Below are 25,595 nucleotides of genomic sequence, written 5' to 3'. Positions count from 1 at the left end.
ATATGGGGATGACGTGCCGCCACCACAACACAGCACTTTATTACGAAAGTGACACTGTTCCCGGTATTCGGTTCGTTATGTTGATGTGCCTGCTATTGGGAGGAGCTTCGCTTTAGATCAGCGAATGCCTGTCAGTACGAACGAGGGCGATATGCAAGTCTGCAATAATTGACTGAGATCAAACAAATCGTATTTCTCGTTTGCTACATTCGCACGTCGCTCAATAAGAGAAAGCACGCCGTGCAGCACAACATCCTGAAACCATTTCCAATCAAGGGTAAAAACCTGTTGCCTATCGTTCAAGGGGGGATGGGCGTTGGCGTGTCGGCGCACCGTCTCGCAGGCAGCGTTGCCAAGCTTGGCGCGGTCGGGACCATATCCAGTGTCGACCTGCGCCGGCATCATCCCGACCTCATGGCGCAGACGGCAAAGTCGCGCGACAAGGCGCTGATCGATAGAGTCAACCTTATAGCGCTTGACCGCGAAATCGCCGCTGCCAATCGCATCGCGGGCGGCAAGGGTGTAGTAGGTGTCAATATCATGCGTGCCGTAGCTGAGTACGCCGCCTATGTGCGACAGGCCTGTGAAAGCGGTGCCGGTGCCATCGTCGTTGGCGCGGGGCTGCCGCTCGATCTGCCGGAACTCACAACTGACTACCCGGATGTTGCCTTGATCCCCATTCTGTCGGACGCGCGCGGCATTGCGCTGGTCCTGAAGAAGTGGATGCGGAAAAACCGCCTGCCGGATGCCATCGTCATTGAAAATCCGCGCCGCGCGGCGGGCCACCTTGGCGCTGCCCGACTCGAAGATGTCGACCAGCCGCATTTTGATTTCCCGGTAGTGCTGGAAGGTACATTTAACGTGTTCCGTGAGCTAGGCATCGAAAGCGAACGTATTCCCCTGATCGCAGCAGGCGGCGTAAATTCACATGAGCAGTTGCGTGACTTGCTCGCCCTAGGTGCAAGTGCGGTACAGCTTGGCACCGCATTCGCCGTGACCGAAGAAGGTGACGCGCATATCAATTTCAAAAAGGTTCTTGCCGAAGCCAAGCCGGAAGACATCGTTACATTCATGAGCGTCGCCGGTCTTCCCGCGCGCGGAGTGCGCACACCGTGGCTCGTGAATTATCTGGAGAAGGAGGAAAAGCTGCAGCGCAAGGCCGGGCCGAAAGAATGCACAGTCGGATTCGATTGTCTGCACCAATGCGGACTGAGGGATGGCATTGCCAAGGCGGGACAATTCTGCATCGATACGCGACTGGCATTCGCTCTTCAGGGAGACGTGAAGCGCGGTTTGTTCTTCCGTGGCGCCGAACCGCTCCCATTCGGTAGCGAGATCAGACCGGTGCGAGAACTGATCGAGTTCCTCATGACCGGCAAGCGTCCCGGACCGATCTCTCAACATGCGAGCGGTGTAATGCCGCCGCTTGCTGCCCCATAGGCGCGTCAAGCTCCCGGCGCATGCTTAGCCGCCAGCTGGCCGGTACAGGTTTCTTGTCAAAACGAGAAGCGTCATACCGGCGGTACCCAAGGAGAAGGCGTCGTTATCAAGTCTTCGACAAAGCATATTGGTACCCCACTCTTGACGAACCGATATCGCTCGCAGTCACAATGTTTTCCAATCCGGGCCATTTTGACTTGGATCAAGGTTGCAAACCGGCTCCGACTCGTACACTTCGCAGCAGTTGATAGCGTCCCGCTGGTGGGGCGCGTGAGCCGGAGTCCGACATGGCAGTTCCCGCCACAGCATTATCCTTTGCCCCCAACGTCCAGTTCGATGCAGCGCTGATCCGCAAGCTCAGCCGGCAGGGACCACGTTACACTTCTTACCCGACCGCTGACCGCTTCACCGACGGTTTTGGCATGGGCGACTATATGCAGGCGGTCAACAGCGTGCGCGCCATGGGTGCGCGGAATCCTCTGTCGCTCTACCTGCATATCCCATTCTGCGACAAGCTTTGCTACTACTGCGCCTGCAACAAGATCATCACTAAAAACCGTAGCAAGGCCGAGGTCTACCTGACCTATCTGAAGCGCGAAATCGACATGCAGGGAAAGCTTGCCGGCGACCTCAATATCGTGACGCAATTGCATTTCGGCGGCGGTACGCCGACCTACCTGTCAGATGAACAAATGGGCGACCTGCTGGCGCACATGCGCCGCTGGTTCCGTTTCGCTACCGATGATGCCGGTGAATATTCGATCGAAATCGATCCCCGCACCGTAACACCCGAGCGCATTCGTACGCTGCGGACGCAGGGCTTCAATCGCATCAGCTTTGGCGTACAGGATTTCGATCCGGACGTGCAGAAGGCGGTTAATCGCATTCAACCGGAAGAGACGACACTGGCCGTAATGGATGCCGCGCGGGAGGCCGGATTTCGCTCGATCAGTATTGATCTCATCTATGGCTTGCCAAAGCAAAATCTGATGACGATGGACCGGACGCTGACCAAGGTCATTGCTGCCGATCCTGATCGCATTTCGATCTACAACTACGCGCACATGCCGGCATTGTTCAAGCCGCAACGCCGCATAGCGGAAGACGAGCTGCCGAGCGCCGAAACCAAGCTCGACATGCTGTCCCTGTGCATCAAGCGCTTGACCGCCGCAGGTTATGTCTATATCGGCATGGATCATTTTGCCAAGCCGAACGACGATCTTGCGGTCGCACAGCGGCAGGGAAGGCTGCACCGCAATTTCCAGGGTTATTCCACGCATGCCGAAGCGGAAATGATTTCTTGCGGCGTGTCGGCCATCAGCGCGGTTGGCTCAACCTATAGCCAGAATGAAAAAACGCTCGACGCCTATTACGAGCGTATCGAGCAGGGCGAATTGCCGATTGCACGTGGCACCAAGTTGAATGTGGATGATTTACTCCGCCGCATCATCATCCAGATGCTGATGTGCAATTTCGAATTGTCGATTGCCTCACTTGAAGTCGCTTACCCGATCACCTTTGCAAACTACTTTGCAAAAGAGTTTGAGCAGTTGCGCGCCATGGAACAGGACGGCCTGCTGACGCTCGATCCGGAATGGCTGACCGTCAGTCCGAAGGGGCGATTACTCATCCGTAACATCTGCATGGTATTCGACCGCTACCTCGGTGAAAAGCAGGAGGTCAAGACTGAACGCCTGCGTTATTCGAAAACCATTTGATATCCGGTATCGAACCGTTGAGATTGCTTCAAACCTGTTCACAGTTGGTGAAAACTTGTCCCTGATTCCATTCTTACTTGTTGGCTTGCTTGGTAGTGTGCATTGCGTCGGCATGTGCGGCGGAATTGTCAGCGCATTTTCGGTGACCTCGCGTCGTCGCGTAATCCCCATTGCACCGATGGCCGCTGCGCAGATGGCAATGCCGCAATCCGCGGAGTTCACTGATGCGATGCGCGTGACTGCCTATAATGCCGGTCGTCTCACAAGCTATGCAACAGCCGGTGCGATCGCTGGTGGACTCGCACAAGGCCTGTCCGCCTTATCGTTCATGTCATCCCTGCAGGCGATCCTTTACCTTCTTGCAAACCTGATGCTGGTCGCACTGGGGCTGTACCTGATGGATGCATGGCAGGGATTGACACGGCTAGAGGCGGCAGGCCGCGGCGTGTGGAGCCGGGTGCAGCCGCTCACCAAACGCTTGTTGCCCGCAGATAGCTTTGGCAAGGCGTTTGCCTTGGGCAGCCTCTGGGGTTGGGTGCCTTGCGGCATGGTCTATAGCGTCCTGATGAGTGCGATGCTTGCCGGATCGGCACTGCAAGGGGCTGCAGTGATGTTTGCATTTGGCACCGGCACGCTGCCCGCACTAATGGCGATGGGCTTGTTCGGGGTGCAGCTGCAACGGGTGTTGCATCACCGTCACGTACGTTTGGCTAGTGGGATCGTCGTGCTGTTGTTTGGCATTCTCGGTCTGTATCGTGCTGTACACGGTATGACGCCGGCATGGCTGGAGATAATCTGCGTGACGCCTGCCAGCCCCTCATTTCATTGGGGGCACTGATGGGTACTTTAATTAACAGCGAATATAAAGACGACTCGTCCTGCTTTCACTGCGGCTTGCCCGTTCCGCGAGGCGCGACGTGGTCGGTGCGCATTGCCGACGCAGAGCGAGCTATGTGCTGCCCAGGTTGCGAAGCGGTGGCCAGGACTATTGTGGACAGTGGTTTGTCCGATTACTACCTGAATCGCGACGGCTACTCGGCCAACGGCGGTACGGCGTCCTTGGTGCCCGACGAGCTGCGCCTTTACGACACGCAGGAAGCATTGCAGCAGTTCGCAAGCCGGTCAGACGACCCGGATTGCCGCGATGCGGTGCTGTGCGTTGAGGGGATACGCTGCGCCGCCTGCGTCTGGATGATAGAGCGTCGGCTTTCTACAGTTGCCGGCATCGTCAGTTACAACCTGAATGTTGTCACTGGCAAGCTGCATTTGCGCTGGAAAGAATCCGTCGCCAAACCCAGTGCCATCCTCACCGCGATACGTGAAGTCGGGTACCTTGCTTATCCTTTTGATGCAGCGGTCCATGGTCAGCAATTACAGCGTGAAGGAAAAACGCTGTTCCGCCAGTTGTTTATTGCCGGCTTGTCGATGATGCAAGTCATGATGTATGCGGTCCCGGTGTACGTGGCGACCGATGGCACGCTTGAAGCCGACATGGAAGCGCTGATGCGTTGGGCCAGCCTGCTATTGACGATTCCCGCTGTGGTTTACTCAGCCCAGCCGTTCTTCCGCGGCGCATGGCGCAATCTGAAAAACCGGATGCTGGGCATGGATGTCCCGGTAGCCTTGGGTATCGGCGCTGCCTTTATCGGCAGTGTAGTCGCGACCGTGACCGACAAGGGCGATGTGTATTTCGACTCGGTAACGATGTTCATCTTCTTGTTGCTGTGCAGTCGATATCTTGAATTTATTGCACGACGCAAAGCCAGCTCCGCGCTGGATACCTTGCAGAATGCCTTGCCGGCATCGGCGTCGCGCATCGCTGGATATCCTCAGGACCGCCACGAAGAAGTGGTTCCCGCCGCACGCCTGGCTGAAGGCGATGTACTGATCGTGAAGCCCGGCGAAGCCATTCCTGCCGACTGCGTCGTAATTGAGGGGCGTTCCGAAATCGACCTGTCATTGCTGAGCGGCGAAAGCAAGCCGCAATCGCGTGGTCCGGGCGACGAAATTGAAGGCGGGGCGGTCAATGCGACGCAGGCTCTTGTCGTTCGTGTTACTAGGGTAGCAGTGGACAGCACCTTGTCGCGCCTGCTTAAGCTGATCGAAAGCGCAGGACAGGCGAAGCCCACCTTATCCGTATGGGCGGACAAGGTCGCGACGTGGTTTGTTGCCACGCTGCTGCTCTTTGCCATTGCCGTGTTCTGTACCTGGCAATGGGTCAATCCGACGCATGCCTGGCCGATTGCCATTGCGGTGCTTGTGGTGTCCTGTCCTTGCGCACTGTCGCTCGCGACGCCGAGCGCACTGGCCGCCGCTACCGACCGCTTGTTGCGCCAGGGCGTGCTCGTCTTGCAATCCCATGTGCTGGAAACCTTGCACAGGACGACCCATATTGTTTTTGACAAGACTGGCACACTGACAACCGGCACGCCCTCGGTGCGTGACGTGCGCGTGCTCGGTGCTTCCAGCCGGGTCGAATGCCTGCGCATCGCCGCTGCGCTGGAAGCCGGCAGCGCGCATCCGCTTGCGCATGCCTTGATCGAAGCCGCCAATCGCGAGACCAGCGGACTGATCGGGTCAGTCGCTATCGTCACCAGCGATGTCGATAGCGTTGCCGGCAAAGGGATCGAAGCGATCATCGACGGGCACCGGTACCGGGTGGGCTCCGCTTCCTTCGTGGAAGAGTTGAGCGGCCAGGCGTCGGCAGCGGTGCAGGCAAGTCAATTTACCGCCGTCTATCTGGGCGGCGAACAGGGATGGCTCGCCCGTTTTGAACTGGCCGATCGCATTCGTGATGATGCTGCCGATGTCATCCGTCACTTCCAGGCATTGGGCAAGCAGGTCATCCTGTTAAGCGGGGACGAGCAGGAAGTGACATCGGCAGTTGCCCGCGAACTGGGTATTGTTGGCGCTCATGGCCAATGTCTTCCGGCCGAAAAGCTGGCATTTGTGCAACGCCTGCAGGAGCAAGGCAACATCGTTGCCATGGTTGGGGACGGCATCAACGACGCGGCGGTGCTGCGTGCTGCCGATGTATCGTTCGCCATGGGGAGCGGTGCCGCGCTTGCGCAGACGCATGCCGACGCGGTGCTGCTCCATGGACGACTTGACGCGGTAGCGGACGCCATGCGCGCCGCTACGCAAACCATGGCGGTGACCCGGCAGAACCTTGCCTGGGCGAGTTTGTACAACCTTGTCGCTATTCCTGCAGCCGCCGTCGGCCTGCTCAATCCATGGCTGTCCGGCATCGGCATGTCGCTGAGTTCGGCAGTGGTGGTGATCAATGCCCTGCGCTTGCGAAGAATACCCAAGGCGGCCCCCAAAGCAGGACACCTGCCAGTTCAGGAAGCGCTGCTTCCTCCCATCGTCAGGAATGCATAGAAAGAATTATCATGGAAGCCCTCTATCTCCTCGTTCCCATGAGTGTGCTGGTTGTGTTCTTTACTATCTGGCTATTCTTCAATGCTTCGGATGGCGGACAATTTGATGATCTCGTCGGTCCCGCCATGCGTATTCTGCAAGACGACGATAGTGCTGATGCGGCGGAGGTGAAGCCTGTTGCGGAGAAGGAAGTGCGACGTCCGTCATGAGTGTGCGTACGTCGTGAGTGTCATGACGGTGTTGCGGTATTGAGTGATTGTTCTGTTGCGGTTGGTAGGACTGGTACTTTCCTATGGCACATGCCTGAGCATGGCGCCAGATAAAATCGATGGCATCTTAAATTGCGGCTTCCGGTTCCCTCCCTCTTTTAGGGGGAGGGTTAGGGTGGGGGTGTGTAGGTCGAGCAAGCGCCTGCTTGTGCATCACCGCTTTACCCCCATCCCAACCTTCCCCCTAAAAGGAGGAAGGGGCCGGCCAGTGATGCGCTACGGCCTCTGGTAGTCCATCTGATCGCTCCGATACGCCGACTCCTAATGTGGCTTCCGAATAGAAAAACCATCTTGTACTCGGGTTCTTCAAGTTCGCCCTCTTGTAAGGCGGAAAACGCATTCATTACACGTTTCACTACGTCCCATGCAAAGAGAAACGCAGCGCATCGACCGAAGTCGATGACATCAATGCATGTACTTCCCGCATGCGAAACAGCCCAACAATTTACTAATGCATAAGCACACTGCAGTCTTCCTGCAACTGTTTTTCACTCCCTCTGCAGCACTCGGACGAATTTGACTCAGGTCAAGGTTTTTAGAGGTTCGAACTCGTACTCTCCACCCATCGTGTTAGCAAAACCTGGAGATCGTACGTGGATACATCGCTCAACTATAACTACAAGGTCGTGAAGCAATTCGCGATCGCGACTGTAGTATGGGGCGTGGTCGGTATGCTGGTCGGCGTGTTCATCGCCGCACAGCTCGCCTGGCCCGCCCTGAATTTCGACATCGCATGGCTGTCCTATGGTCGCTTGCGCCCCCTGCATACCAATGCGGTGATCTTTGCATTCGGTGGTTGCGCATTGTTTGCAACTTCTTACTACGTGGTTCAGCGTACCTCGCAGGTTCGCCTGTTCTCCGATGGCCTTGCCGCCTTTACCTTTTGGGGCTGGCAGGCTGTTATCGTGGCCGCCACCATTACACTGCCGCTGGGTATGACCTCCGGCAAGGAGTATGCCGAACTCGAATGGCTGATCGACATCCTGATCACATTGGTATGGGTATCGTATGCGGTGGTGTTCTTCGGCACGCTGGTCAAGCGTAAGGTCGCCCATATCTACGTTGCAAACTGGTTCTTCGGCGGCTTTATCCTGGCTGTCGCCTTGCTGCATCTGGTCAACAGCGCAGCAATACCGGTTTCGGCAACCAAGTCCTATTCGGCCTACGCTGGTGTGCAGGATGCGATGATCCAGTGGTGGTACGGTCACAATGCGGTCGGCTTCTTCCTGACAGCGGGCTTCCTTGGCATGATGTATTACTTCATCCCCAAGCAGGCTGACAAGCCGGTGTACTCGTACCGCTTGTCCATCGTGCACTTCTGGGCACTGATCTTTACCTACATGTGGGCAGGCCCGCACCATCTGCACTACACCGCATTGCCTGACTGGACGCAGTCGATAGGTATGGTGTTCTCGCTGATCCTGCTGGCGCCGTCGTGGGGCGGCATGATCAACGGCGTGATGACATTGTCTGGCGCCTGGGACAAGCTGCGCTCCGATCCTATCCTCAAGTTCCTGATCGTATCGCTGTCGTTCTACGGCATGTCGACCTTCGAAGGCCCGATGATGTCGATCAAGACCGTCAACGCGCTGTCGCATTACACCGACTGGACCGTTGGCCACGTCCATGCCGGTGCGCTTGGCTGGGTTGGATTTATCACCATGGGTTCGATCTACTACCTGCTGCCGCGTTTGTCCGGCAAGACCGAGATGTGGAGCGTACGGTTGATCGACGTGCATTTCTGGATGGCGACCATCGGTATCGTCCTGTACATCGCCTCGATGTGGATTGCCGGCGTGATGCAGGGCTTGATGTGGCGCGCGGTCAATGCCGACGGAACCCTCACTTATACGTTCGTTGAGTCGGTCAAGGCAACCTATCCCTACTACGTCATTCGTTTCAGCGGCGGCCTGCTGTACCTCGGCGGCATGATTCTCATGGCGTACAACACGTTCATGACTGTGCGCGATGGCAAGGAAGTCTCCGCACGTATCCCTTCAATTGCGCCGGCACATGCCTGAATCAGGAGCAGTAATGAAAAAGTTTTCACATGAAATGATCGAGAAGAACCCGTGGCTGTTGATTGCGCTGGTGGTTCTCGTGGTCAGCGTCGGCGGTCTGGTCGAGATCGTGCCGCTGTTCTTCCAGAAATCAACGACCGAGCCGCTCGCCGGATTGAAGCCTTATTCGGCATTGCGTCTGGTGGGTCGCGATGTGTATGTGCGTGAAGGTTGCTACAACTGCCACTCGCAGATGATCCGTCCATTCCGCGCCGAGACCGAGCGTTATGGTCACTATTCGGTCGCTTCGGAGTTTGTGTATGACCGTCCGTTCCAGTGGGGCTCGAAGCGTACCGGTCCGGACCTGGCACGCGTTGGTGGTCGTTACAGCGACGAATGGCACCGTACTCACCTGAACAACCCGCGTGATGTCGTTCCCGAGTCGAACATGCCGGCCTATCCATGGCTGGCAACCGCCAAGGTTGACCCGTTGTCCGTCGCGCCAAAGATGCAGGCGTTGCGCAAACTGGGTCACCCCTATAGCGATGAAGAAATTGCGAATGCAGCCAAGGAAGTGGAAGGCAAGACTGAACAGGATGCGCTGGTCGCCTATCTGCAAGGCATGGGCATTCAGATCAAGGCAAAGAGGTAATCATGACGTTCGAACAGTTTATTTTTGATGCGCGCAGCGTGGTGACGGTACTGAGCTTCCTTACCTTCGCAGGTATCGTCTGGTGGACCTATATCGCGCATCGCCGCACCGATTTTGATGCGGCTGCCAATCTGCCGTTCGCTGACGAACCGGCTATCGATACAGCAGGGGAAAAACATGTCTGACTTTACCAATGAATTCTGGAGCGGCTACGTCGCCGTTCTGACGATACTGGGAATTGCGGGATGCGCAATCCTGCTGTGGGTGCAGTCCAGGGTGAAGATTATCGTGCCGGAAGGCGAATCGGCCAAATCTACCGGCCATAGCTGGGACGAGGGTCTTACCGAACTCAACAACCCGATGCCGCGTTGGTGGATGTGGCTGTTCTACATCACTATCGTGTTCAGTATCGGTTATCTGGTGCTGTATCCCGGCCTCGGTTCGTTCAAGGGCAAGCTGGGCTGGGAGTCGACTGGTGAGTATCAGGCGGAACTGGCCAAGGCGGACAAGGACTATGGCCCGATCTTTGAAAAGTATCTGCACCAGGACCTGAAGGTGGTTGCGGCTGACCCGCAAGCCCATGCGATCGGCGAGCGCCTGTTCATGACCTACTGCGCGCAGTGCCATGGTTCCGATGCCCGCGGCAACAAGGGTTATCCCAATCTGACCGACAAGGACTGGTTGTATGGCGGTGAGCCTGACATCATCAAGACGACCATCCTGAACGGCCGTAACGGCATGATGCCTTCCATGGCCGCTGCTTTGGGTTCGGACAAGGATGTCGAGAATGTCGCCCACTACGTACTTAGCCTGTCCGGCTCGACTTCGGACCCGATCAAGGTTGCTTTCGGCAAGGACAAGTTCGCGGCCTGCGCAGCATGCCACGGTGCGAGTGGCAAGGGTAACCCGGCGCTCGGCGCACCAAACCTGAGCGACAAGATCTGGCTGTACGGCGGCAGTGCGGACACCATCATGGAAACCATCCGCAAGGGCCGCAGCAACACCATGCCTGCATTCCATGACTTCCTGGGTGAAGGCAAAGTCCATGTATTGGCTGCCTACGTCTGGGGCCTGTCCAACGACAAGGCGCTGGTCGCCGAGAAGTAAAGTCTGGTAATCCGATGTTCACGGCCGGGCAGCCATCAGGCATCCCGGCCACATCAAGCAAAGAGTGAAATAATGAGCGAACCTGCTGTCAAGGTTTCTGTCGTCACCATGTACCAGGCACGCCAGGAAATCTATCCGCGCGAAGCGAAAGGCTGGTACGCGAACTGGCGCTGGCTTTGTGTGTGGCTCACCCAACTCGTCTTCTACGGTTTGCCATGGATGTCATGGAACGACCGTCAGGCGGTACTGTTTGATCTGGTATCGCGCAAGTTTTACCTGTTCGGCATCGTACTGTGGCCACAGGACTTTATTTATCTCGCGCTGCTACTGATCGTCTGCGCTTATTCCCTGTTTTTGTTCACGGCGATTGCCGGCCGACTCTGGTGCGGCTATGCCTGTCCGCAAACGGTCTACACGGAAATCTTCATGTGGATCGAGCGCAAGATCGAAGGCAGCCGTAGCGCACGCATGCGCCTTGACCGCCAGCCCATGAGCGTCGACAAGTTCGTGCGCAAGTCATCCAAGCATCTGGCATGGGCTGCGGTCGCACTGTGGACCGGATTTACCTTCGTCGGGTATTTCACCCCTATCCATACGCTGGCCGGTAAAGTCGCCAACCTGGGGCTCGGCCCGTGGGAATGGTTCTGGATACTGTTCTACGCATTTGCCACTTATGGCAATGCCGGCTGGATGCGCGAGCAGGTGTGCAAATACATGTGTCCGTATGCACGTTTCCAGAGCTCGATGTTCGACAAGGATACGCTGACCGTTACCTATGACGCCAAGCGCGGCGAGCCACGCGGCGCCAGAACACGCAAGGCCGACGCGTCGGCCCTGGGGTCCTGCATCGACTGCTCGATGTGTGTACAGGTTTGCCCGACCGGCATCGATATCCGCGATGGCCTGCAATCCGACTGCATCGGCTGTGCGGCATGTATCGACGCATGCGATTCGGTGATGGACAAGATTGGCGCGCCGCGCGGCCTGGTGCGTTACTCCACCGAGAATGCAATGGAAAAGGGATTGAGCGCCAGAGACATTCGCAGGCGTGCGATGCGTCCGCGCATATTGATTTATAGCGCAATCCTTGCCCTGATCGTGCTGTCATCGTTCGGCTCCCTGCTCGGACGCACCCCGGTGAAGATGGACGTGATCCGCGACCGTGGTGCAATGGGACGTGAGGTAGAAGAGGGTATTATTGAAAACGTCTATCGCCTGCAAATCATGAACACCGATGAGCAGCCGCATCGCTTCCGCATTTCGGTTGCCGGTATCGATGGCATTGCACTGGCCACACCTGTGATGGTCGAACTGGAAGGGACTGCTTCGCGTGGTGTACCTGTCAGGGTGCGCGTGCCGCACGGCAAAGGTGAAAAAGGCTCGAACAAGATTCAGTTCGAGCTGGTTGCAGTCGATGACGAACGGTTGCAGGTTACAGAGAAAGCGGTCTTTTTCGTACCCCGCTAAGTACGGTTAAGCAGCCCAAGACGCAGTTAAAGAAGGAGCAGAAAATGTGTACCAATATTCGATCCGGAACGGCACCGACCTCGGCTAGGCCATGGTACATGCACCGTTGGCCTTGGCTCATCATGCTGGGCCCGGCGATCGTGGTGGTAGCAGGAATACACACCACATGGGTGGCCTTCACCCAGCAGGATGCACTGGTGGTCGACGACTATTACAAGGAAGGCAAGGTCATCAACCAGGACTTGACCCGTGATCGGATCGCTGCGGATATGCGCTTGCAGGCCGGCTTGCGCTATGACCCGGCTGCAGGCATGCTTTCGGGAACGGTGAATGGACTCGGAGATGCAGCGACTGGCAAATTGACCATCAAGCTGGTGCATTCGACCCAGCCGGAAAAGGACATCCACCTGCAGGCGAGTCCTGACCGCGATGGAGCTTTCCAGGTTGCCCTGCCGATGCTCGATATGGCACGCTGGCAGGTATTGATCGAAAGCGAGCGCCGCGACTGGCGCTTGCATCAGGTCTGGGATTACCCGAAGCAGCGCTCGGTGAGCATTACCGCCGACGCTATCAGGTAAGCCGAGCAGGCATGCCTTCATTCCCGGATTTACGAAAGAATTCCCGAATCCGGGAATCGATGGCATGGCAGGATAGGGTAACCCCAACGAAAAACAGCGGCGGTACAACGAAAGCGCGTTAAAGGATTAGCGCGTTAGACGGGATGGAGGATGCCGAAATGGCAAGATTGATTATGGTTGTGTTGTGGCCGTCATTTCTGGTTGCCATTGTGGCCGAGGGATTCTTGTTTTCCCTGTTCGACCCGCATGACCTTGCCTTGGTCGGGAACCATATCGAGGTAAATCCCCTGGCGGTGTACACCATTGGATTCTTCAGTATCTGGGCATTTTGTTCGCTGGCGAGCATGCTGACCTGCTATCTGCTGGCGGTTCCCAACGATAAAAAGATACCGTTTTAGATAACGAATCCCCAGCGCTTCGCAAGATAGAAATATCCGTAGGGGGCTCCCGATTCAGAGCAGGAGCCGCTCAGGCGCAGGTTTTGGTACCAGCGGCAACTTCCTTCAGCGTGGCGGGATCAACCAGTTCCACTTTGCGATTGCTGACCTTGATCCAGCCGCGTTTCTTGAATTTTGACAAGAGGCGGCTGATGCTTTCGATGGTCAGGCCAAGGTAATTGCCGATCTCTTCACGCGTCATGCGCAACTGGAAGTCGGTGGACGAATAACCACGCACCGAGTAACGGGATGAAAGATTAGTGAGGAAGGCGGCAAAACGCTGTTCCGCACGCATGTTGCCCAGCAGGAGCATGACACTTTGTTCACGTGTGATTTCCTGACTCATCATGCGATGGAAGTGGCGCAGCAGGACGGGCATGTCACCAAACAGGCTTTCCAGGCGCGAGAACGGGATCTCGCAGACTTCGCTGTCTTCCAGCGCGATCGCGTCGCAATGATGGCGGTCGGTACTGATTGCATCCATGCCGAGCAGTTCGCCGGCCATCTGGAAGCCAGTCACCTGCTGATCGCCGCTGGGATTGACCTGATGGGTCTTGAAATGGCCCAGGCGGATTGCGTACAGGTTAGTGAAGGAATCGCCTACGCGATACAAATGCGTATCGCGCGCCACCTTGCGGCGACGGCCGATGATCTGGTCCAGCTTGTCCATGTCATCTTCCTTGAGGCCGGTGGGCAGGCAGATCTGATGCATGCTGCAAGCCGAGCAGCGGGTGCTGATGGCGGCGCGGCTGGATGTTGTCGAAGGTGCTTGGGCGATGGCGATGTTCATGGTGGCAGACCTATAGTCCTGATTAGCAGTTGCAACCCCTAATGCAAGCGCTGTGCCATCTAGGGCTGCCACCCTGTTTTCCAAGCTGATATTTGCCGCAAACCCGCTTGTGGCTTCGTGAATTGCCTTATGTAGATGATTTCATCCTCGGCCTGCGCGACCTGGGGCGATTCCCGAATGCGGGAACAGGTAGCCGCCCCAGCTTATCGTTCCTTCAGCGTCCCTTCAGATTCAGAAAGATATTGGCTGCAAACGCAATGATTCCCGCAGCAGCAAGTATTTCCGAAATGGCAAGCACCGGAATCACCGACCGGCTGCCGGTGACCACGAGGGCAAGCGATACGGCCATGACCGGCAAGGACACGTTCGCCAGCCAGAAATGCACCCGCGCCAGCTTGCTCAATCCCGCGCTTGGAAATACGCTGTAGATCAGGCCCGCCAATGCCATCGTGGCCCAGCCAAGCAGGTTGACATGGGCGTGCACCGGACGCATGGTGAAGTCTTCGCTTGCGCCCATCATGATGCCCATTCCGACACCAATGATCAGGTAGATCACGGCAAGTTTGAGCCAGATGACACCGACCGGCGAAAACGATGTCGTCGACGGGGTAACAGAAGAAGCAGCGGAAGTGGTTTGCATGATGGTCTCTCGTATCAGGTGGTGGGGGTAAGGGCTTCGGCTTCAAGCTGGATGGAACGCAGGGCGATTTTTCCCATGAGCTTCGATACGCTGGCAATGACGGCGTCCTGTTGCGGCATAAATGCCTGCTCAAGCATGTAGCTGGACGGCGCGGGCGTATCCGGTCCGGTCAGGCGAAGCACCGGAGCCTTTAATGCGTCGAAGGCATGTTCGGTAATGATGGCGCTGATTTCCGCGCCGACACCGCACATGCGGCTGGCTTCATGCACGATCAGCACACGTCCGGTCTTGCGGGCCGAACGCAGGATGGCGTCCTCATCCAGCGGCTTGAGCGAACGGAGGTCGATGACCTCGGCGGACACGCCTTGCGCCGCAAGTTGTTCGGCAGCCTGCAGGCAGGTATTGACCATCTTTGCGTAGGAAATGATGGTCACGTCGTTTCCCTCGCGTGCCACCGCAGCCTTGCCCAGCGGGACCAGCTGTTCGCCTTCGATCACTTCGCCGGACGCATAGCCGAGTGCCATGTCGACAAAGAAGAGAACCGGATTATCGTCCCGAATGGCTGACTTGAGCAGGCCCTTGAAGTCGGCTGCGTTCGACGGCATGACGACCTTCAGCCCCGGGCTGTGCACAAACCATGCTTCCAGGTTGTGGTTGTGCTGCGCACCGACGGTCCAGCCGCAGCCGGTCATTGCGATCACGACCATCGGAAACGCGAACTGGCCGCCCGACATATAACGCAGTTTGCCTGCGCTGTTGACGATCTCATCCATCGCAAAGCAGAGAAAGGGCGCGAACAGCAGGTCAACCACGGGGCGCAGGCCGGTCGCCGCAGCACCAGCCGCGGTGCCGGCGATGATGCCTTCGGCGAGTGGCGTATTACGCACGCGCAGCTTGCCGAATTCATCGACCAGGTCCCGGCGCTTGGTGGCGACTCCTTCGCCGAACATGAGTACGCGCGGGTCGCGCCGCATTTCTTCGGCCAGCGCCTGACCGATGGCTTCATTGACAGTAATCTGGGGCATCTCTTACTCCTTACGCGTAAACATCGGTCGTCAGTTCTGACGCATCCGGAAATGGCGAATTTTGTGCAAATGCCGCGGCTTGCTCTATCGCCGCTGCAACGCGTGCTTCGATCTGCGCAATGCCGGCTGTGCCGATTTCGCCGCGTGCCAGCAGGCGCTGCTGCAGTTGGGTGATGGGATCCCTGGTGCGCCAGTGCGCAATTTCCGCTGGATCGACATAGGCCTGATCATCCGGCTCGAAGTGACCGCGCAAGCGGTAGGTATAGGTTTCAAGCAGGAAGGGCTTGCCCGTTTGATGAATGCGTGTAATCGCTTCCTGCGTCGCCTGGTACACCGCTTCGACGTCATTGCCGTCGACGGTGCGGCTCTCCATGCCATAAGCCTTGGCCCACTCGCTCACATGATCGCCGACCATGGTTTCCGTGCGATGAACGTAGGCTTGCCACTGATTGTTTTCACAGACATAAAGAATGGGCAGGTTCCATACCGTCGCCAGGTTCAGTGACTCATGAAAGATGCCTTCGCAGGCCGCGCCATCGCCAAAGAAGCAAGCCACGACGCCGCTTTCCTTCAACATGACTTTCGACAGTGCGACACCGGTTGCCAGTGACAGCTCGCCGCCGACGATGGTCGATGTGAGCAGCACGCCGAGTTCCTTCGCCGAGATATGCAGCGAACCGCTCTTGCCCTTGCAATAGCCGGTGCTGCGTCCCATCACTTCGGCCAGCATGCGCCCGGCATCCGCACCGCGTGCCAGCAAGTGGCCGGCACTACGATGGTTGGTCAGGATACGATCGTCTTCGCCCAGTGCGCGCACGACGCCGACTGCCGACGCTTCCTGTCCGACCGAGGTGCATGTGCCCGCGCCGCCGCCAGCCGCCTGCATGACATTGACTTTGTCTTCATAGGCCCGGATAAGCATCATGCATTCCAGCATGGATACGGGGCCGCCGTCCTTGGTGATCTTGCTCATGTTTGTCCTTCCGTGTTTATCCGACATTCGGAATGAGGACGAAGTCTACTGCGGAGCGGGGCTCAGAAGATCATGCCGGCAGGGGCTTAAGATATTTTTAAGGTTTATTGAATGAAGTTTTAAGATTCCGCGGCCCATTTATAGCTTGGAGGCATTTAAAGCCATTAATACAGGGAAAATCCGTGGGTGTTCTTTCTGTTGCTTGCGGTCGTAAGTAAGTGAGTAAGCCGGGTATCCTTCTCGGTGACGAATCCTACAGAAAGTAAAAACTGTACAGGGTAAGTGAAAAGCGGTGATTTCTGAACTCGGTAAAGCGAAAAAGCAGTCATTCTGAAATGGCCATACTATGCATGTAAGCCGGTCCGTATAATTACGGATATTTTGTACATCGCAATTCAAAACAATATTCTGGACGCAGAAAATATCTGTGCATACCGGACCTTCGGTGTCCGTATAAGTACATAGTTAGCGCATTGAGGAATGCATCGGAGGAATGGTAATGCCTAAGCACCGCATTTTCACTACAGCATTCGCTAAAGTGTATCCGCTATATGTTCGAAAAGCGGAACTTAAAAATCGCACGAGAGAAGAAGTTGACCAGATTATTTGCTGGTTGACCGGCTATACACAGTTGGAATTTGAAGCGCAGATTGAACAGCAAAGTGATTTCGAGACATTTTTTGTACAAGCGCCAGCCATTCATCCAAATGTGTCACTTATCAAAGGCGTAGTGTGCGGTGTTCGTGTAGAGGATGTAGAGGATCCGCTGATGCAAAAAATTAGATATCTCGACAAGCTGATTGATGAGCTCGCAAAAGGAAAAGCAATGGAGAAGATTTTGCGGTGACAATCAGGACTAACAATTCATTCAAGCCAAACCCGCTTTGCGGGTCGACTTAATTCAGACGCTAGACTTTATTTAGGTCAAGCGCTACCACCACGATTTTGTCATGAACCCTAAAACCCGACGTGTACTTCAAGCCATCCTGTATGAAGTCTTCGCGATTGCCTTTGTTGGTCCAATACTGAGCGTCGCCTTCGACAAACCACCTACCTCAACCCTAGGTTTGGCTATTGTTTTATCGAGCATTGCACTGGCATGGAACTATGTATTCAATGCCATTTTTGAGCGCTGGGAGTCACGGCAGTCTGTGCGAGGTCGTTCATTCTTGCGACGCTTAGCCCATGGCATTGGCTTCGAAGGTGGCCTTGTTGTCTTACTGGTTCCGGTCATGGCCATCGGGCTCGATATTTCACCCCTGAATGCATTTCTGGCGAACCTCGGACTCCTGGTATTTTTCTTCGTCTATGCCATTGCATTCACATGGGCTTTCGATCGCGTGTTTGGCCTTCCAGAGTCCGCGGTGAGGCGCGATGAGGCTTAATCCGTTCGTCGACAAGACTTGGTTTAGCAAGCCGGGCCGAGCCGCTTATGTCAAACGTTATACCTGTCTATCAAACTGAGGAAATGAAATGGTCACCTGTTATTTACGCTATGTAGTAGATCCCTCCAAAATAAAGGAATTCGAACACTACGGAAAACTATGGATTCCGTTGGTAGAAAAGTTTGGTGGAAAACACCACGGCTATTTCTTGCCTTCAGAGGGAGCAAACAATATTGCCTTGGCGTTGTTCACTTTCCCGAGCCTTGCAGCATACGAACAGTATCGAACCAAGTCGCTTGCGGATAAGGAATGCCTGGCGGCTTTCAAGTATGCAGAAGAAACCAAATGCATTTTGAGTTACGAAAGAAGTTTTTTCAGGCCGGTCTTCGAATGAAAAGAATGGCATGACCTTCTTTTCAACTGGACGCGGTAAGCCTGGCGGTGCAACGGTTGACTGCCGTTGTGCTCGCCGGTTAATAGGGGGGCATAGATCATGACTGAGCCGCTTCTGAGCCGCTTTACCTGAGTCCGCTGTCGAATAAGAACGGCAAGACTCTTGAAAGGGGGGCTTTGGTCTCTCAAGGCTTGCCTTTGGTGTGTACTTGCTTGGCGGCGGAGTCGAATGGCCACTCTGGCGATAAGCACTGATGCGATGGAAATCTGCTTACGCGTACTCTTCCAGCAAACGGATCGGCCTATCCACGCGTAACCTGAAGCGTCCGCGCCCGGTCTTTTCAATCCGCACAGCTGCTTCGCGTTCCACTAACCGTTTGCCGAGCAACAGCAGGCGCGCTTCAAGATTGTCGCTGACATCAGGCAGGCGTATCCGGCCATCGACGCGCAGTTCCCGGTTGGTAAATTCAGTGCGCCCCTTGTCGGCGTAGTCGCGTAGCAAGGTCCAGAAAATCGAGCCCGCCACACCCTTGATCAGGTAATCGTCGCCAAGAAAGATGGAATCGTTTTCAGCGAAACGACGGATACCCAGCGGCGCACCCCGTGGTTGGGACGAAGTCGGTGTCACCGCGGGTGCTTCTTCCACGGTATCGGCGGCCATCTGCAACAGATGCATCGACAAGCCGAGTTGATGTGCCAGGTTGACGAGGGCATCTTCATCGTCATAGGTAAAGCGCAGGTCCTGTGGGCTTTCGACGTACAGTACGCCGAGCAGGCGCTGGCCCGCCATGATGGGTACGGCCAGCTGACTGCGCGGCGCGCACAGCCCGGGAAGAGGGATTTCGGTTTCCAGTGCAGATGCCCAGTCGCTGTGGGCTGCGCTTTCGCGTACCGCCCGACTGTAGGCGTATTCGGCATTCATGTGCCCGATACGGATCGGTGTGCGCTCACGCGCGGCTACGCCGATCACACCTTCGCCCAGCGGGATTTCCGAACCGATACCTGATGCCTCGTAGCCATGGCTGGCTACCGTATAGAGCCGCCCGGTTGCCTTGTCGAGCATCATGATCATGGTGTAGCCAATGCCGAATTGCCTGTCAAGGCACACCAGGGTTTCGGCGAACAGTTTCTCCAGGTCGGCGCACGCGGCGAGCCGTTCAGTGCAATTGCGAAGTGCCGACAGCAAACTTCGTTGCGGTGCCGGAGCTGGAAGCGATTCTCCCGGAACCGGCTGAATCTGATGAACGCGATAGATATCGGCCCCAAGCAGGCGGAAGATGCCGCTCATGCCGGTATGCGACGCGATGCCGGCGAGCTTGGCTTTCATGCTTTCGAATAGCGGTCCCGAGGTCTCAGTACGCAGGTATTCTAGCGACAGGCGGTACTGCCGAACCGTCACGGGATTGGTAACGATCAGGGTTGCCCGCGGATTGGCCATGATGTTCTGGCGGGTCTTGTTGAAAAACTGGTAGGACAGGGCGACATGATCACTGTCGACGAACTGGACCTGCGACAGATAAGCGACATTTGGCATGCCGTCCAGCGACGCGGTTGCCATCGTGCCTGGAATGACGCCTTCCAGGCATTCGCGTATGGCGTCAACCTTGAGTGTCATGCCGTGGCCTGTAAGGGTTCGCCGGCTTTGGGGCCGGGGGTCTGCGAATACGCCTCGCAGGGTGTAAAACTCAGGCTCACCAAGTCGGCCGGTGGACAGCTCAGCAGGGTCCGGATCAGGATTTCCTCAAATCCCAGGGGTTCCAGTTCACGTGAAAAGGCGCCGCGGTAACGCTCGACGATGTGGATATCGCCAGCCTGCAAGCCACCGATCTCGGCGTCACGGCCTTTCAGCTGAACGGTTTTATGGGTGGATGGCTCACTGAAGACGACCGTTACCATGCCGTTATCACGAATGGCCCTCAATACCAGGGCGCCTTGCGTTGCGGACAGGAAAACGGTGACTTTGCGACGATCCGGTGCAATCCGGCACCCGGTTGCGCGGACCAGCGTCGGCATCAGGTCGCGGTCGCAGGCACCGATGCAAATGGATACTCCGCCTTGCAGGAAAGCTGCATGGCGGACATCGACCAGGGGTTCACGCTCATAAGTCATGGAAGCTGGCTGGAAAAAGCATGGAAAATAGGTTTTTTCACTGCTTTGGTGAACATCATCATACCGGCGAACAGCCCTGCAGTCACCTGTTTGGAGCGGGGTATCGGCCACGAATCGCACCTTCTGGTACAGTTCCGCCCATGAGCAAATTGAGCCTAGACCGTATCCTGCAATCGCAGGGATTCGGCACCCGCAAATGGTGCCGCGAACTGATCGCCGACGGGGAAGTGTCCATCGGAGGTGAAGTAATAAAGGATTACCGGACCGTTTTCGAGACGGACGGCTTGTCATTTACCATTTTCGATGAAGATTGGGAATACCGGGAGCACGTCTATATCGCGCTGAACAAGCCGGCGAATTTCGAGTGTTCGCGCAAGCCCAGCCACCATCCCGGCGTGTTAACCCTGCTGCCCGAGCAATTTACCTGGCGTGATGTGCAGCCTGTCGGCCGGCTCGACCATGACACCACCGGAATGCTGCTCATGTCGGACGACGGCGCATTTATCCACGCGCAGTCGTCGCCCCGCAGGCATGTGCCTAAGCTGTATGTTGCAACGACACACGCTCCGGTTACGGATGCTTTGGTCGCGCAATTGCTCTCCGGTGTGCAACTGCATGACGAACCCGCGCCGCTTGCCGCGCAGTCTTGCCGCAAGCTCGATGAGCACCGGATTGAAATTGTTCTGGAGCAGGGAAAGTATCACCAGGTCAAGCGCATGCTTGCCGCTGCCGGTAATCACTGCGAGGAATTATGCCGGACCATGATTGGAAAGCTGAGCCTGGAAAGTCTTGAGCTTGAAGAAGGCGAATGGTGTTTTCTTGATGCGGAACAGCTCTCTTTGCTGGCACCGGAATAGTGCCATTCAGCAACAACGGTGACGATTGTCAATAAATCGCAATTGTTTCCTGAAATCAAGATGCTACTGAATGGAAATTACGAATAAGATATAGCTCATTGCATTCCCCGGAAACAGCGGTATGGCGGAAACTGAATACAAGCGTCTTCTTCAGGCTGCGCAGGATCGTGCGCAATTTGGCTTTCTGGCCGTGGTCCAGCGCGCGCTGCAGGACGCCGATAAAAATCTGGTTGAATTGCTGGTCAAGGCCAAGTCCGGACTGGATCAATCTGCCCTGACTGGTGTGCGTCATTTCATCCGCCAGGACGGCAATGTATTCCTGCGCCGTATCGACACCATGTTTCGCACGAATCTTGATCGTGCCATGCAGACGATGTTTGTCGACCTGCGTCCCGGCATGCGCAAACTCAGTGCCGACGAACTGTCCCTGATCGACGATGAGGTGGTCAACCACCAGATTGAGGTAGGGCGTCTGGCGGAACGCATGCGCGAAGCCAACGAAGAAAGCATTGGCCGTCTTAACGTCATCGTGGCCCAGATCCATGGTCAGCGTGAAGCCAAGGAGCGCGAAAATCCATTTCGCCCCTACCTGCTAGCCCGCGCTTTATACGACGCCATCAAGCAAACAGCGACCGACGAGGCGAATTCCCGCGTTCTGTTCGACCATATCGCGAATGCCCTGATTCCGCATTTACCCGGTTATTACCAATCGATTCGGGACGTGTTCGAGTCCTCCGGTGTCCACGGCAAATTTGTCATGCAGCGCTCCCGCTCTGCGCATACACAGCGCTATTTCGGCGAACCCGGCGACAATTCCATGCAAGTCACGGCGCGGTTGATGCCCGGCCTGCAACGGATGTTTGAGGCTTTGCAAGGGATCCCTGCCGGAGCGATGACGGGTGCTCCGTCGCCATCCGGTGAGGCCTCACTGTCGTCGAACGCTGACTTATCTGTGCAAGACTTCATTCGCAAGATGTTCACGCCAGCCCGTTCCTTTCAGTTGCCCGGCAGCGATGCGGCCAGAGCGCACAAGGAATCGGCGGTGGTCAATCCGCTGGTCAGTCAGCTCAATGCATATCAACGCCTTGCCTCTCAAGGCCAACCGGTCGATCCTGCTGCGGCCCGAACGCAGAACCAGCTTGCTGTAGTGCGCGAGCGCATGGACATGCAGAAGGCGTCCATGATGGAACGGATGACCGTGGATATCGTGGCGATGCTGTTTGAAATCATCCTGGACGATGAACAGATTCCGGCCGAGTTGCGTCAACACATCGGGCGGTTGCAGATTCCGATCCTCAAAGCAGCCGTAATCGAACCGGACCTCATGCATGACGATGCGCATCCCGCGCGCCTGCTGCTCAATCGTATGAGTTCCGCGTCGGTGAATGTCGATCCCGCTTCCGCAGATGGAAAGCAACTGATCGGTGAAATCGATCGTGTCGTTAGCCGGATCCTGCAAGAATTCGACGCCGATGTATCGATCTTCTCCGACAGCCTGCTTCAGTTCGAACGTTTCCTGGTCGATTTTGTCCGTCAGGATGACAGCCGTACCGTGCAGGCAATCGAGGCGGTCGAAGCCGCCGAGAAGTTCAGTATTCTGCTCAACAACACCATGGACACCTTGTGCGAAGTGTTGTTGCCGCTGAACGTCGATAAGCGGATATCCGATTTTCTTATCCGTATCTGGCCGCATGTGCTGGTGCATGCGGCATGGAGGGACGTGGAAGAAGGACGCCAGTCTACCGCGCCGGATTGCCTTGTCCAGCAATATCGAGGCCTGTTGCCGGAATTGTTATGGAGCATTCAGGACAAGCGGACGCCGGCGGACCGCTCCGCGCTGATGCGGATTCTGCCTGGCATGGTCAAGCGTTTCCGTGACGCGCTTATGCTGATCCAGTTGCCCGAGGAGGAGGCCAAGGAAATCCTCGATATCCTGATGGAGATGCATACACAGGTACTGCGAGGTATCCTGAAAACCAGGGATGCGGATCTCGTCGGGCTGGAGGAGCTTCAACAACAGTTTGCCCGCCTTGTCGTGTCATGGGAGCGTGTCTCATGGGGTCTTGGCGATCCACCGCAGGTGCGTGCTTCGTTAATCGAGCATGTCTTCGCCAAACGAGGCGTCGTCGCTCAGCAAAACCTGGGAATGGGTACAGCCGGCACGTCACCGGCCGACCGCGAATTTCTGACGCAGACCTATTTGCTCGGTACGCGTGTGCAGTTCATGCAGGAACGCGGTAGTGCTGAAGTTGAGACTAGTGGCGGTACACCGGGCCAACTGGTATGGATCAGTACCCACCGTTCGTTGTATCTATTCAAGCAGGAAAACGATGCATGCCTGATCCTATTTAGCTACTCTTCCTTGCTGGAAGCCTTACGCGACGAAACGGTCTTGCCGCTGGAGTATGCGCCGGTATTCGAGAGAGCCGTTGAATCACTATTGTTCGGGGCCGGCAAACTGCAAGATATGTCGGTCTGAAGCCACGCTGTCGTTCCGATCACGTTGGAGCAAGGGCGCATGCGAGGCGCCCTTGCTCCAACGTTTGCCCATGCTTTAGTAGGATTTACTTCACGATCCGATAGCAAGGATGGTATTTCGTGCCGGGCAGCTTCATCCGATGTTGGGCAACAAACGATGCCAGCAATGCATCCATCGGGCCCATGATGCTCGTGTCGCCATGGATCTCGAACACGCCATGCTCTTCAATGGCGCGAATGCCCTGGTCTTTCACGTTGCCTGCCACAACCCCGGAGAACGCGCGCCGCAGGTTGGCGGCCAGCAGATGAGTTTCCTGATCCTTGTGTAGATGAAGGTTGCGCATATTTTGATGCGTCGGGACGAAGGGCTTCTGAAATTCCTGATCGATCTTCAGCAGCCAGTTAAAGTAATAGGCGTCACTGCGCGCTTTCCTGAATTCTCGAACAAGCTTGAGTCCGGCCTGCATTTCCTGTGCAACCTGCGCCGGGTCATCTATGATGATCTTGTAGCGCCGCTGTGCCTGCGGTCCCAAGGTCAGACCAATGAACTGGTCGATCTGGATGAAATATTCACGCGCGGCTTCGGGACCGGTAAAGACGAGGGGGAAAGGTTGTTCCTCGTTTTCAGGATGCAGCAGGATGCCGAGGATATACAGGATCTCTTCCGCCGTGCCCGCTCCGCCAGGAAATACCACGATCCCGTGGCCGGTGCGAACGAATGCTTCCAGACGTTTTTCGATATCGGGAAGGATGACAAGATCATTCACGATTGGATTGGGCGATTCGGCGGCAATGATGCCGGGCTCGGTCAGGCCGAGATAGCGGCCGTTGTTGATGCGCTGCTTGGAGTGGGCGATCGTCGCGCCTTTCATTGGCCCTTTCATCGCCCCAGGCCCGCAACCGGTACAGATGTCGAGCGATCGCAGGCCTAGCTCGTAGCCTACTTTCTTTGTGTAGTCATACTCTTCACGTGATATCGAATGTCCACCCCAGCAGACAACCAGGTTTGGATTCGTCAATGGTCGCAATACTTCCGCATTGCGCAGGATGTGAAACACCGCATCGGTTACCCCTTCCGACGAACCCAAGTCAAAGGTGGGATTGTCGATGATCTCGTCATTGACAAAGATCACGTCGCGAAGTACGGCAAACAGATGCTCATGAATACCCTTGATCATCTTGCCGTCCACAAAGGCGTTCGCGGGCGCGCCTTTGATGTCGAGCTTGATGCCGCGCTCGCGCTGAAGGATAGAGATGTCAAAGGATTTGTACCGCTCAAGCAATTCCTTGCCATCATCCAGCGCGTTTCCGCAATTAAGCACAGCCAGCGAACAGTTGCGGAAGGTGTTGTACAAACCGCCCTGGCTGTTATCGAGCAGTCGCGCTACCTCTGCCTTGGACAGGATTTCCAGACGGCCTTCAGGAGAAATCAATGTGTCGACGACGTGATGATCCATATTTTGATTTGATTTGTATGAACTGTTCTTGACTAAAGTAAGGCGTTGATGTGCCGCCATGTCTTAGCTTAAGCGTAGACGGCAAGGTTTCAGTATACCGGTGCTGCCGTAAGGAAGCTTGTCCTTTTTCCGTAGCCAGCGCATCCATTGACGGGCCGCAACATGTCAGCGAAGACGCAATCGAATGCCGCTCCCTATTGCGGCGGACGACAAAGCACTGAGTTGGATCACGCCGGGCATGCTTGGTGCGAACAATCGGTGTCAGGCTGCGTCGAAATGATGTTGACCATGGCCCGCCATGTATCGCCGTGACCACGATCAGATACGGAGGCGTGAATTGGCTATAGATGAATGGATAGGCCGAACGACGCATACCAGTCGCAGTCAATGGCAGGCGGACATCCACGTTGACGATACGTAGCATTTATAGCTGAGCCAT

24 protein-coding genes are annotated in these 25,595 nt (G+C 56.2%); 17 read left to right on the top strand and 7 right to left on the bottom strand.

What is annotated here, in order from left to right; all coding sequences use genetic code 11:
• The first annotated feature begins 240 nt into the window (after nt 1–240).
• From ACFQUU_RS18190 to ACFQUU_RS18135, 12 genes are all read left to right on the top strand, one after another.
• Complete coding sequence (locus ACFQUU_RS18190; RefSeq protein WP_382249519.1) at nt 241–1,440, top strand: NAD(P)H-dependent flavin oxidoreductase; 1,200 nt, start codon at nt 241–243, stop codon at nt 1,438–1,440.
• Nucleotides 1,441–1,727: 287 nt separating this feature from the next.
• A complete protein-coding gene (gene hemN / locus ACFQUU_RS18185) occupies nt 1,728–3,158 on the top strand; it encodes an oxygen-independent coproporphyrinogen III oxidase (protein WP_382249518.1) in 1,431 nt (476 codons plus the stop codon).
• 55 nt (nt 3,159–3,213) lie between these two features.
• The gene (locus ACFQUU_RS18180) at nt 3,214–3,996 is read left to right on the top strand and encodes a sulfite exporter TauE/SafE family protein (RefSeq protein ID WP_382249517.1); all 783 of its coding nucleotides are present in this window, start codon (nt 3,214–3,216) and stop codon (nt 3,994–3,996) included.
• The gene (locus ACFQUU_RS18175) at nt 3,996–6,539 is read left to right on the top strand and encodes a heavy metal translocating P-type ATPase (RefSeq protein WP_382249515.1); all 2,544 of its coding nucleotides are present in this window, start codon (nt 3,996–3,998) and stop codon (nt 6,537–6,539) included. The genes ACFQUU_RS18180 and ACFQUU_RS18175 overlap by 1 nt, the downstream gene beginning before the upstream one ends.
• An 11-nt stretch (nt 6,540–6,550) precedes the next feature.
• Nucleotides 6,551–6,748, top strand: a complete 198-nt coding sequence (ccoS, locus tag ACFQUU_RS18170) for a cbb3-type cytochrome oxidase assembly protein CcoS (protein ID WP_382249514.1) — start codon at nt 6,551–6,553, stop codon at nt 6,746–6,748.
• 653 nt (nt 6,749–7,401) lie between these two features.
• Nucleotides 7,402–8,829: a cytochrome-c oxidase, cbb3-type subunit I gene (gene ccoN, locus ACFQUU_RS18165; RefSeq protein ID WP_382249513.1), complete on the top strand. Its 1,428-nt coding sequence runs from the start codon at nt 7,402–7,404 to the stop codon at nt 8,827–8,829.
• A gap of 13 nt (nt 8,830–8,842) precedes the next feature.
• Nucleotides 8,843–9,460, top strand: a complete 618-nt coding sequence (gene ccoO, locus ACFQUU_RS18160; protein ID WP_382249511.1) for a cytochrome-c oxidase, cbb3-type subunit II — start codon at nt 8,843–8,845, stop codon at nt 9,458–9,460.
• A gap of 2 nt (nt 9,461–9,462) precedes the next feature.
• On the top strand, nt 9,463–9,645 hold the full coding sequence (locus tag ACFQUU_RS18155; protein WP_382249510.1) for a cbb3-type cytochrome oxidase subunit 3: 183 nt from the start codon (nt 9,463–9,465) through the stop codon (nt 9,643–9,645).
• A complete protein-coding gene (gene ccoP, locus ACFQUU_RS18150; RefSeq protein ID WP_382249508.1) occupies nt 9,638–10,567 on the top strand; it encodes a cytochrome-c oxidase, cbb3-type subunit III in 930 nt (309 codons plus the stop codon). Before ACFQUU_RS18155 ends, ccoP begins: the two co-directional genes overlap by 8 nt.
• A 72-nt stretch (nt 10,568–10,639) precedes the next feature.
• On the top strand, nt 10,640–12,034 hold the full coding sequence (ccoG, locus tag ACFQUU_RS18145; protein WP_382249507.1) for a cytochrome c oxidase accessory protein CcoG: 1,395 nt from the start codon (nt 10,640–10,642) through the stop codon (nt 12,032–12,034).
• Between the two features lie 44 nt (nt 12,035–12,078).
• Complete coding sequence (locus ACFQUU_RS18140) at nt 12,079–12,612, top strand: FixH family protein (protein ID WP_382249506.1); 534 nt, start codon at nt 12,079–12,081, stop codon at nt 12,610–12,612.
• A gap of 158 nt (nt 12,613–12,770) precedes the next feature.
• Nucleotides 12,771–13,010 carry a hypothetical protein gene (locus tag ACFQUU_RS18135; protein WP_382249505.1) on the top strand — a complete coding sequence of 80 codons (240 nt, stop codon included), beginning with the start codon at nt 12,771–12,773 and terminating at the stop codon, nt 13,008–13,010.
• A 70-nt stretch (nt 13,011–13,080) separates the two neighbouring features.
• Here the strand turns inward: ACFQUU_RS18135 and fnr are convergent, their stop codons facing one another.
• From fnr to ACFQUU_RS18115, 4 genes are all read right to left on the bottom strand, one after another.
• Nucleotides 13,081–13,839: a fumarate/nitrate reduction transcriptional regulator Fnr gene (fnr, locus tag ACFQUU_RS18130; RefSeq protein ID WP_382249504.1), complete on the bottom strand. Its 759-nt coding sequence runs from the start codon at nt 13,837–13,839 to the stop codon at nt 13,081–13,083.
• Between the two features lie 214 nt (nt 13,840–14,053).
• Nucleotides 14,054–14,479, bottom strand: a complete 426-nt coding sequence (locus tag ACFQUU_RS18125; protein WP_382249502.1) for a hypothetical protein — start codon at nt 14,477–14,479, stop codon at nt 14,054–14,056.
• 14 nt (nt 14,480–14,493) lie between these two features.
• The gene (locus ACFQUU_RS18120) at nt 14,494–15,504 is read right to left on the bottom strand and encodes an alpha-ketoacid dehydrogenase subunit beta (protein ID WP_382249501.1); all 1,011 of its coding nucleotides are present in this window, start codon (nt 15,502–15,504) and stop codon (nt 14,494–14,496) included.
• A 10-nt stretch (nt 15,505–15,514) separates the two neighbouring features.
• On the bottom strand, nt 15,515–16,477 hold the full coding sequence (locus ACFQUU_RS18115; RefSeq protein WP_382249499.1) for a thiamine pyrophosphate-dependent dehydrogenase E1 component subunit alpha: 963 nt from the start codon (nt 16,475–16,477) through the stop codon (nt 15,515–15,517).
• A gap of 499 nt (nt 16,478–16,976) precedes the next feature.
• Here ACFQUU_RS18115 and ACFQUU_RS18110 point away from each other — a divergent pair, with 499 nt between their 5' ends.
• From ACFQUU_RS18110 to ACFQUU_RS18100, 3 genes are all read left to right on the top strand, one after another.
• Nucleotides 16,977–17,324, top strand: a complete 348-nt coding sequence (locus tag ACFQUU_RS18110) for a DUF2200 domain-containing protein (RefSeq protein WP_382249498.1) — start codon at nt 16,977–16,979, stop codon at nt 17,322–17,324.
• A 103-nt stretch (nt 17,325–17,427) separates the two neighbouring features.
• A complete protein-coding gene (locus tag ACFQUU_RS18105; RefSeq protein WP_382249497.1) occupies nt 17,428–17,862 on the top strand; it encodes a PACE efflux transporter in 435 nt (144 codons plus the stop codon).
• Nucleotides 17,863–17,950: 88 nt separating this feature from the next.
• Nucleotides 17,951–18,256, top strand: a complete 306-nt coding sequence (locus tag ACFQUU_RS18100) for an NIPSNAP family protein (RefSeq protein WP_382249495.1) — start codon at nt 17,951–17,953, stop codon at nt 18,254–18,256.
• A 270-nt stretch (nt 18,257–18,526) separates the two neighbouring features.
• Here ACFQUU_RS18100 and ACFQUU_RS18095 read toward each other — a convergent pair whose 3' ends face one another.
• Both ACFQUU_RS18095 and ACFQUU_RS18090 read right to left on the bottom strand, forming a co-directional pair.
• The gene (locus ACFQUU_RS18095; RefSeq protein WP_382249494.1) at nt 18,527–19,870 is read right to left on the bottom strand and encodes a GAF domain-containing protein; all 1,344 of its coding nucleotides are present in this window, start codon (nt 19,868–19,870) and stop codon (nt 18,527–18,529) included.
• A complete protein-coding gene (locus ACFQUU_RS18090; protein ID WP_382249492.1) occupies nt 19,867–20,364 on the bottom strand; it encodes a hypothetical protein in 498 nt (165 codons plus the stop codon). The genes ACFQUU_RS18095 and ACFQUU_RS18090 overlap by 4 nt, the downstream gene beginning before the upstream one ends.
• Before the next feature lie 140 nt (nt 20,365–20,504).
• Here ACFQUU_RS18090 and ACFQUU_RS18085 point away from each other — a divergent pair, with 140 nt between their 5' ends.
• Together ACFQUU_RS18085 and ACFQUU_RS18080 are read left to right on the top strand one after the other, a co-directional pair.
• Nucleotides 20,505–21,221 carry a pseudouridine synthase gene (locus tag ACFQUU_RS18085; RefSeq protein ID WP_382249491.1) on the top strand — a complete coding sequence of 239 codons (717 nt, stop codon included), beginning with the start codon at nt 20,505–20,507 and terminating at the stop codon, nt 21,219–21,221.
• Between the two features lie 121 nt (nt 21,222–21,342).
• Nucleotides 21,343–23,700 carry a DUF1631 family protein gene (locus tag ACFQUU_RS18080; protein WP_382249490.1) on the top strand — a complete coding sequence of 786 codons (2,358 nt, stop codon included), beginning with the start codon at nt 21,343–21,345 and terminating at the stop codon, nt 23,698–23,700.
• Nucleotides 23,701–23,785: 85 nt separating this feature from the next.
• Here the strand turns inward: ACFQUU_RS18080 and ppnN are convergent, their stop codons facing one another.
• A complete protein-coding gene (ppnN, locus tag ACFQUU_RS18075; RefSeq protein WP_382249488.1) occupies nt 23,786–25,156 on the bottom strand; it encodes a nucleotide 5'-monophosphate nucleosidase PpnN in 1,371 nt (456 codons plus the stop codon).
• Nucleotides 25,157–25,595 lie beyond the last annotated feature (439 nt).

The sequence above is a fragment of the Herbaspirillum sp. GCM10030257 genome (genome assembly GCF_042666555.1).
GTDB lineage: Bacteria > Pseudomonadota > Gammaproteobacteria > Burkholderiales > Burkholderiaceae_D > Noviherbaspirillum.
Note: the sequence above shows the minus strand (reverse complement) of the source record. Positions and strands in the feature narration are given on the sequence as shown.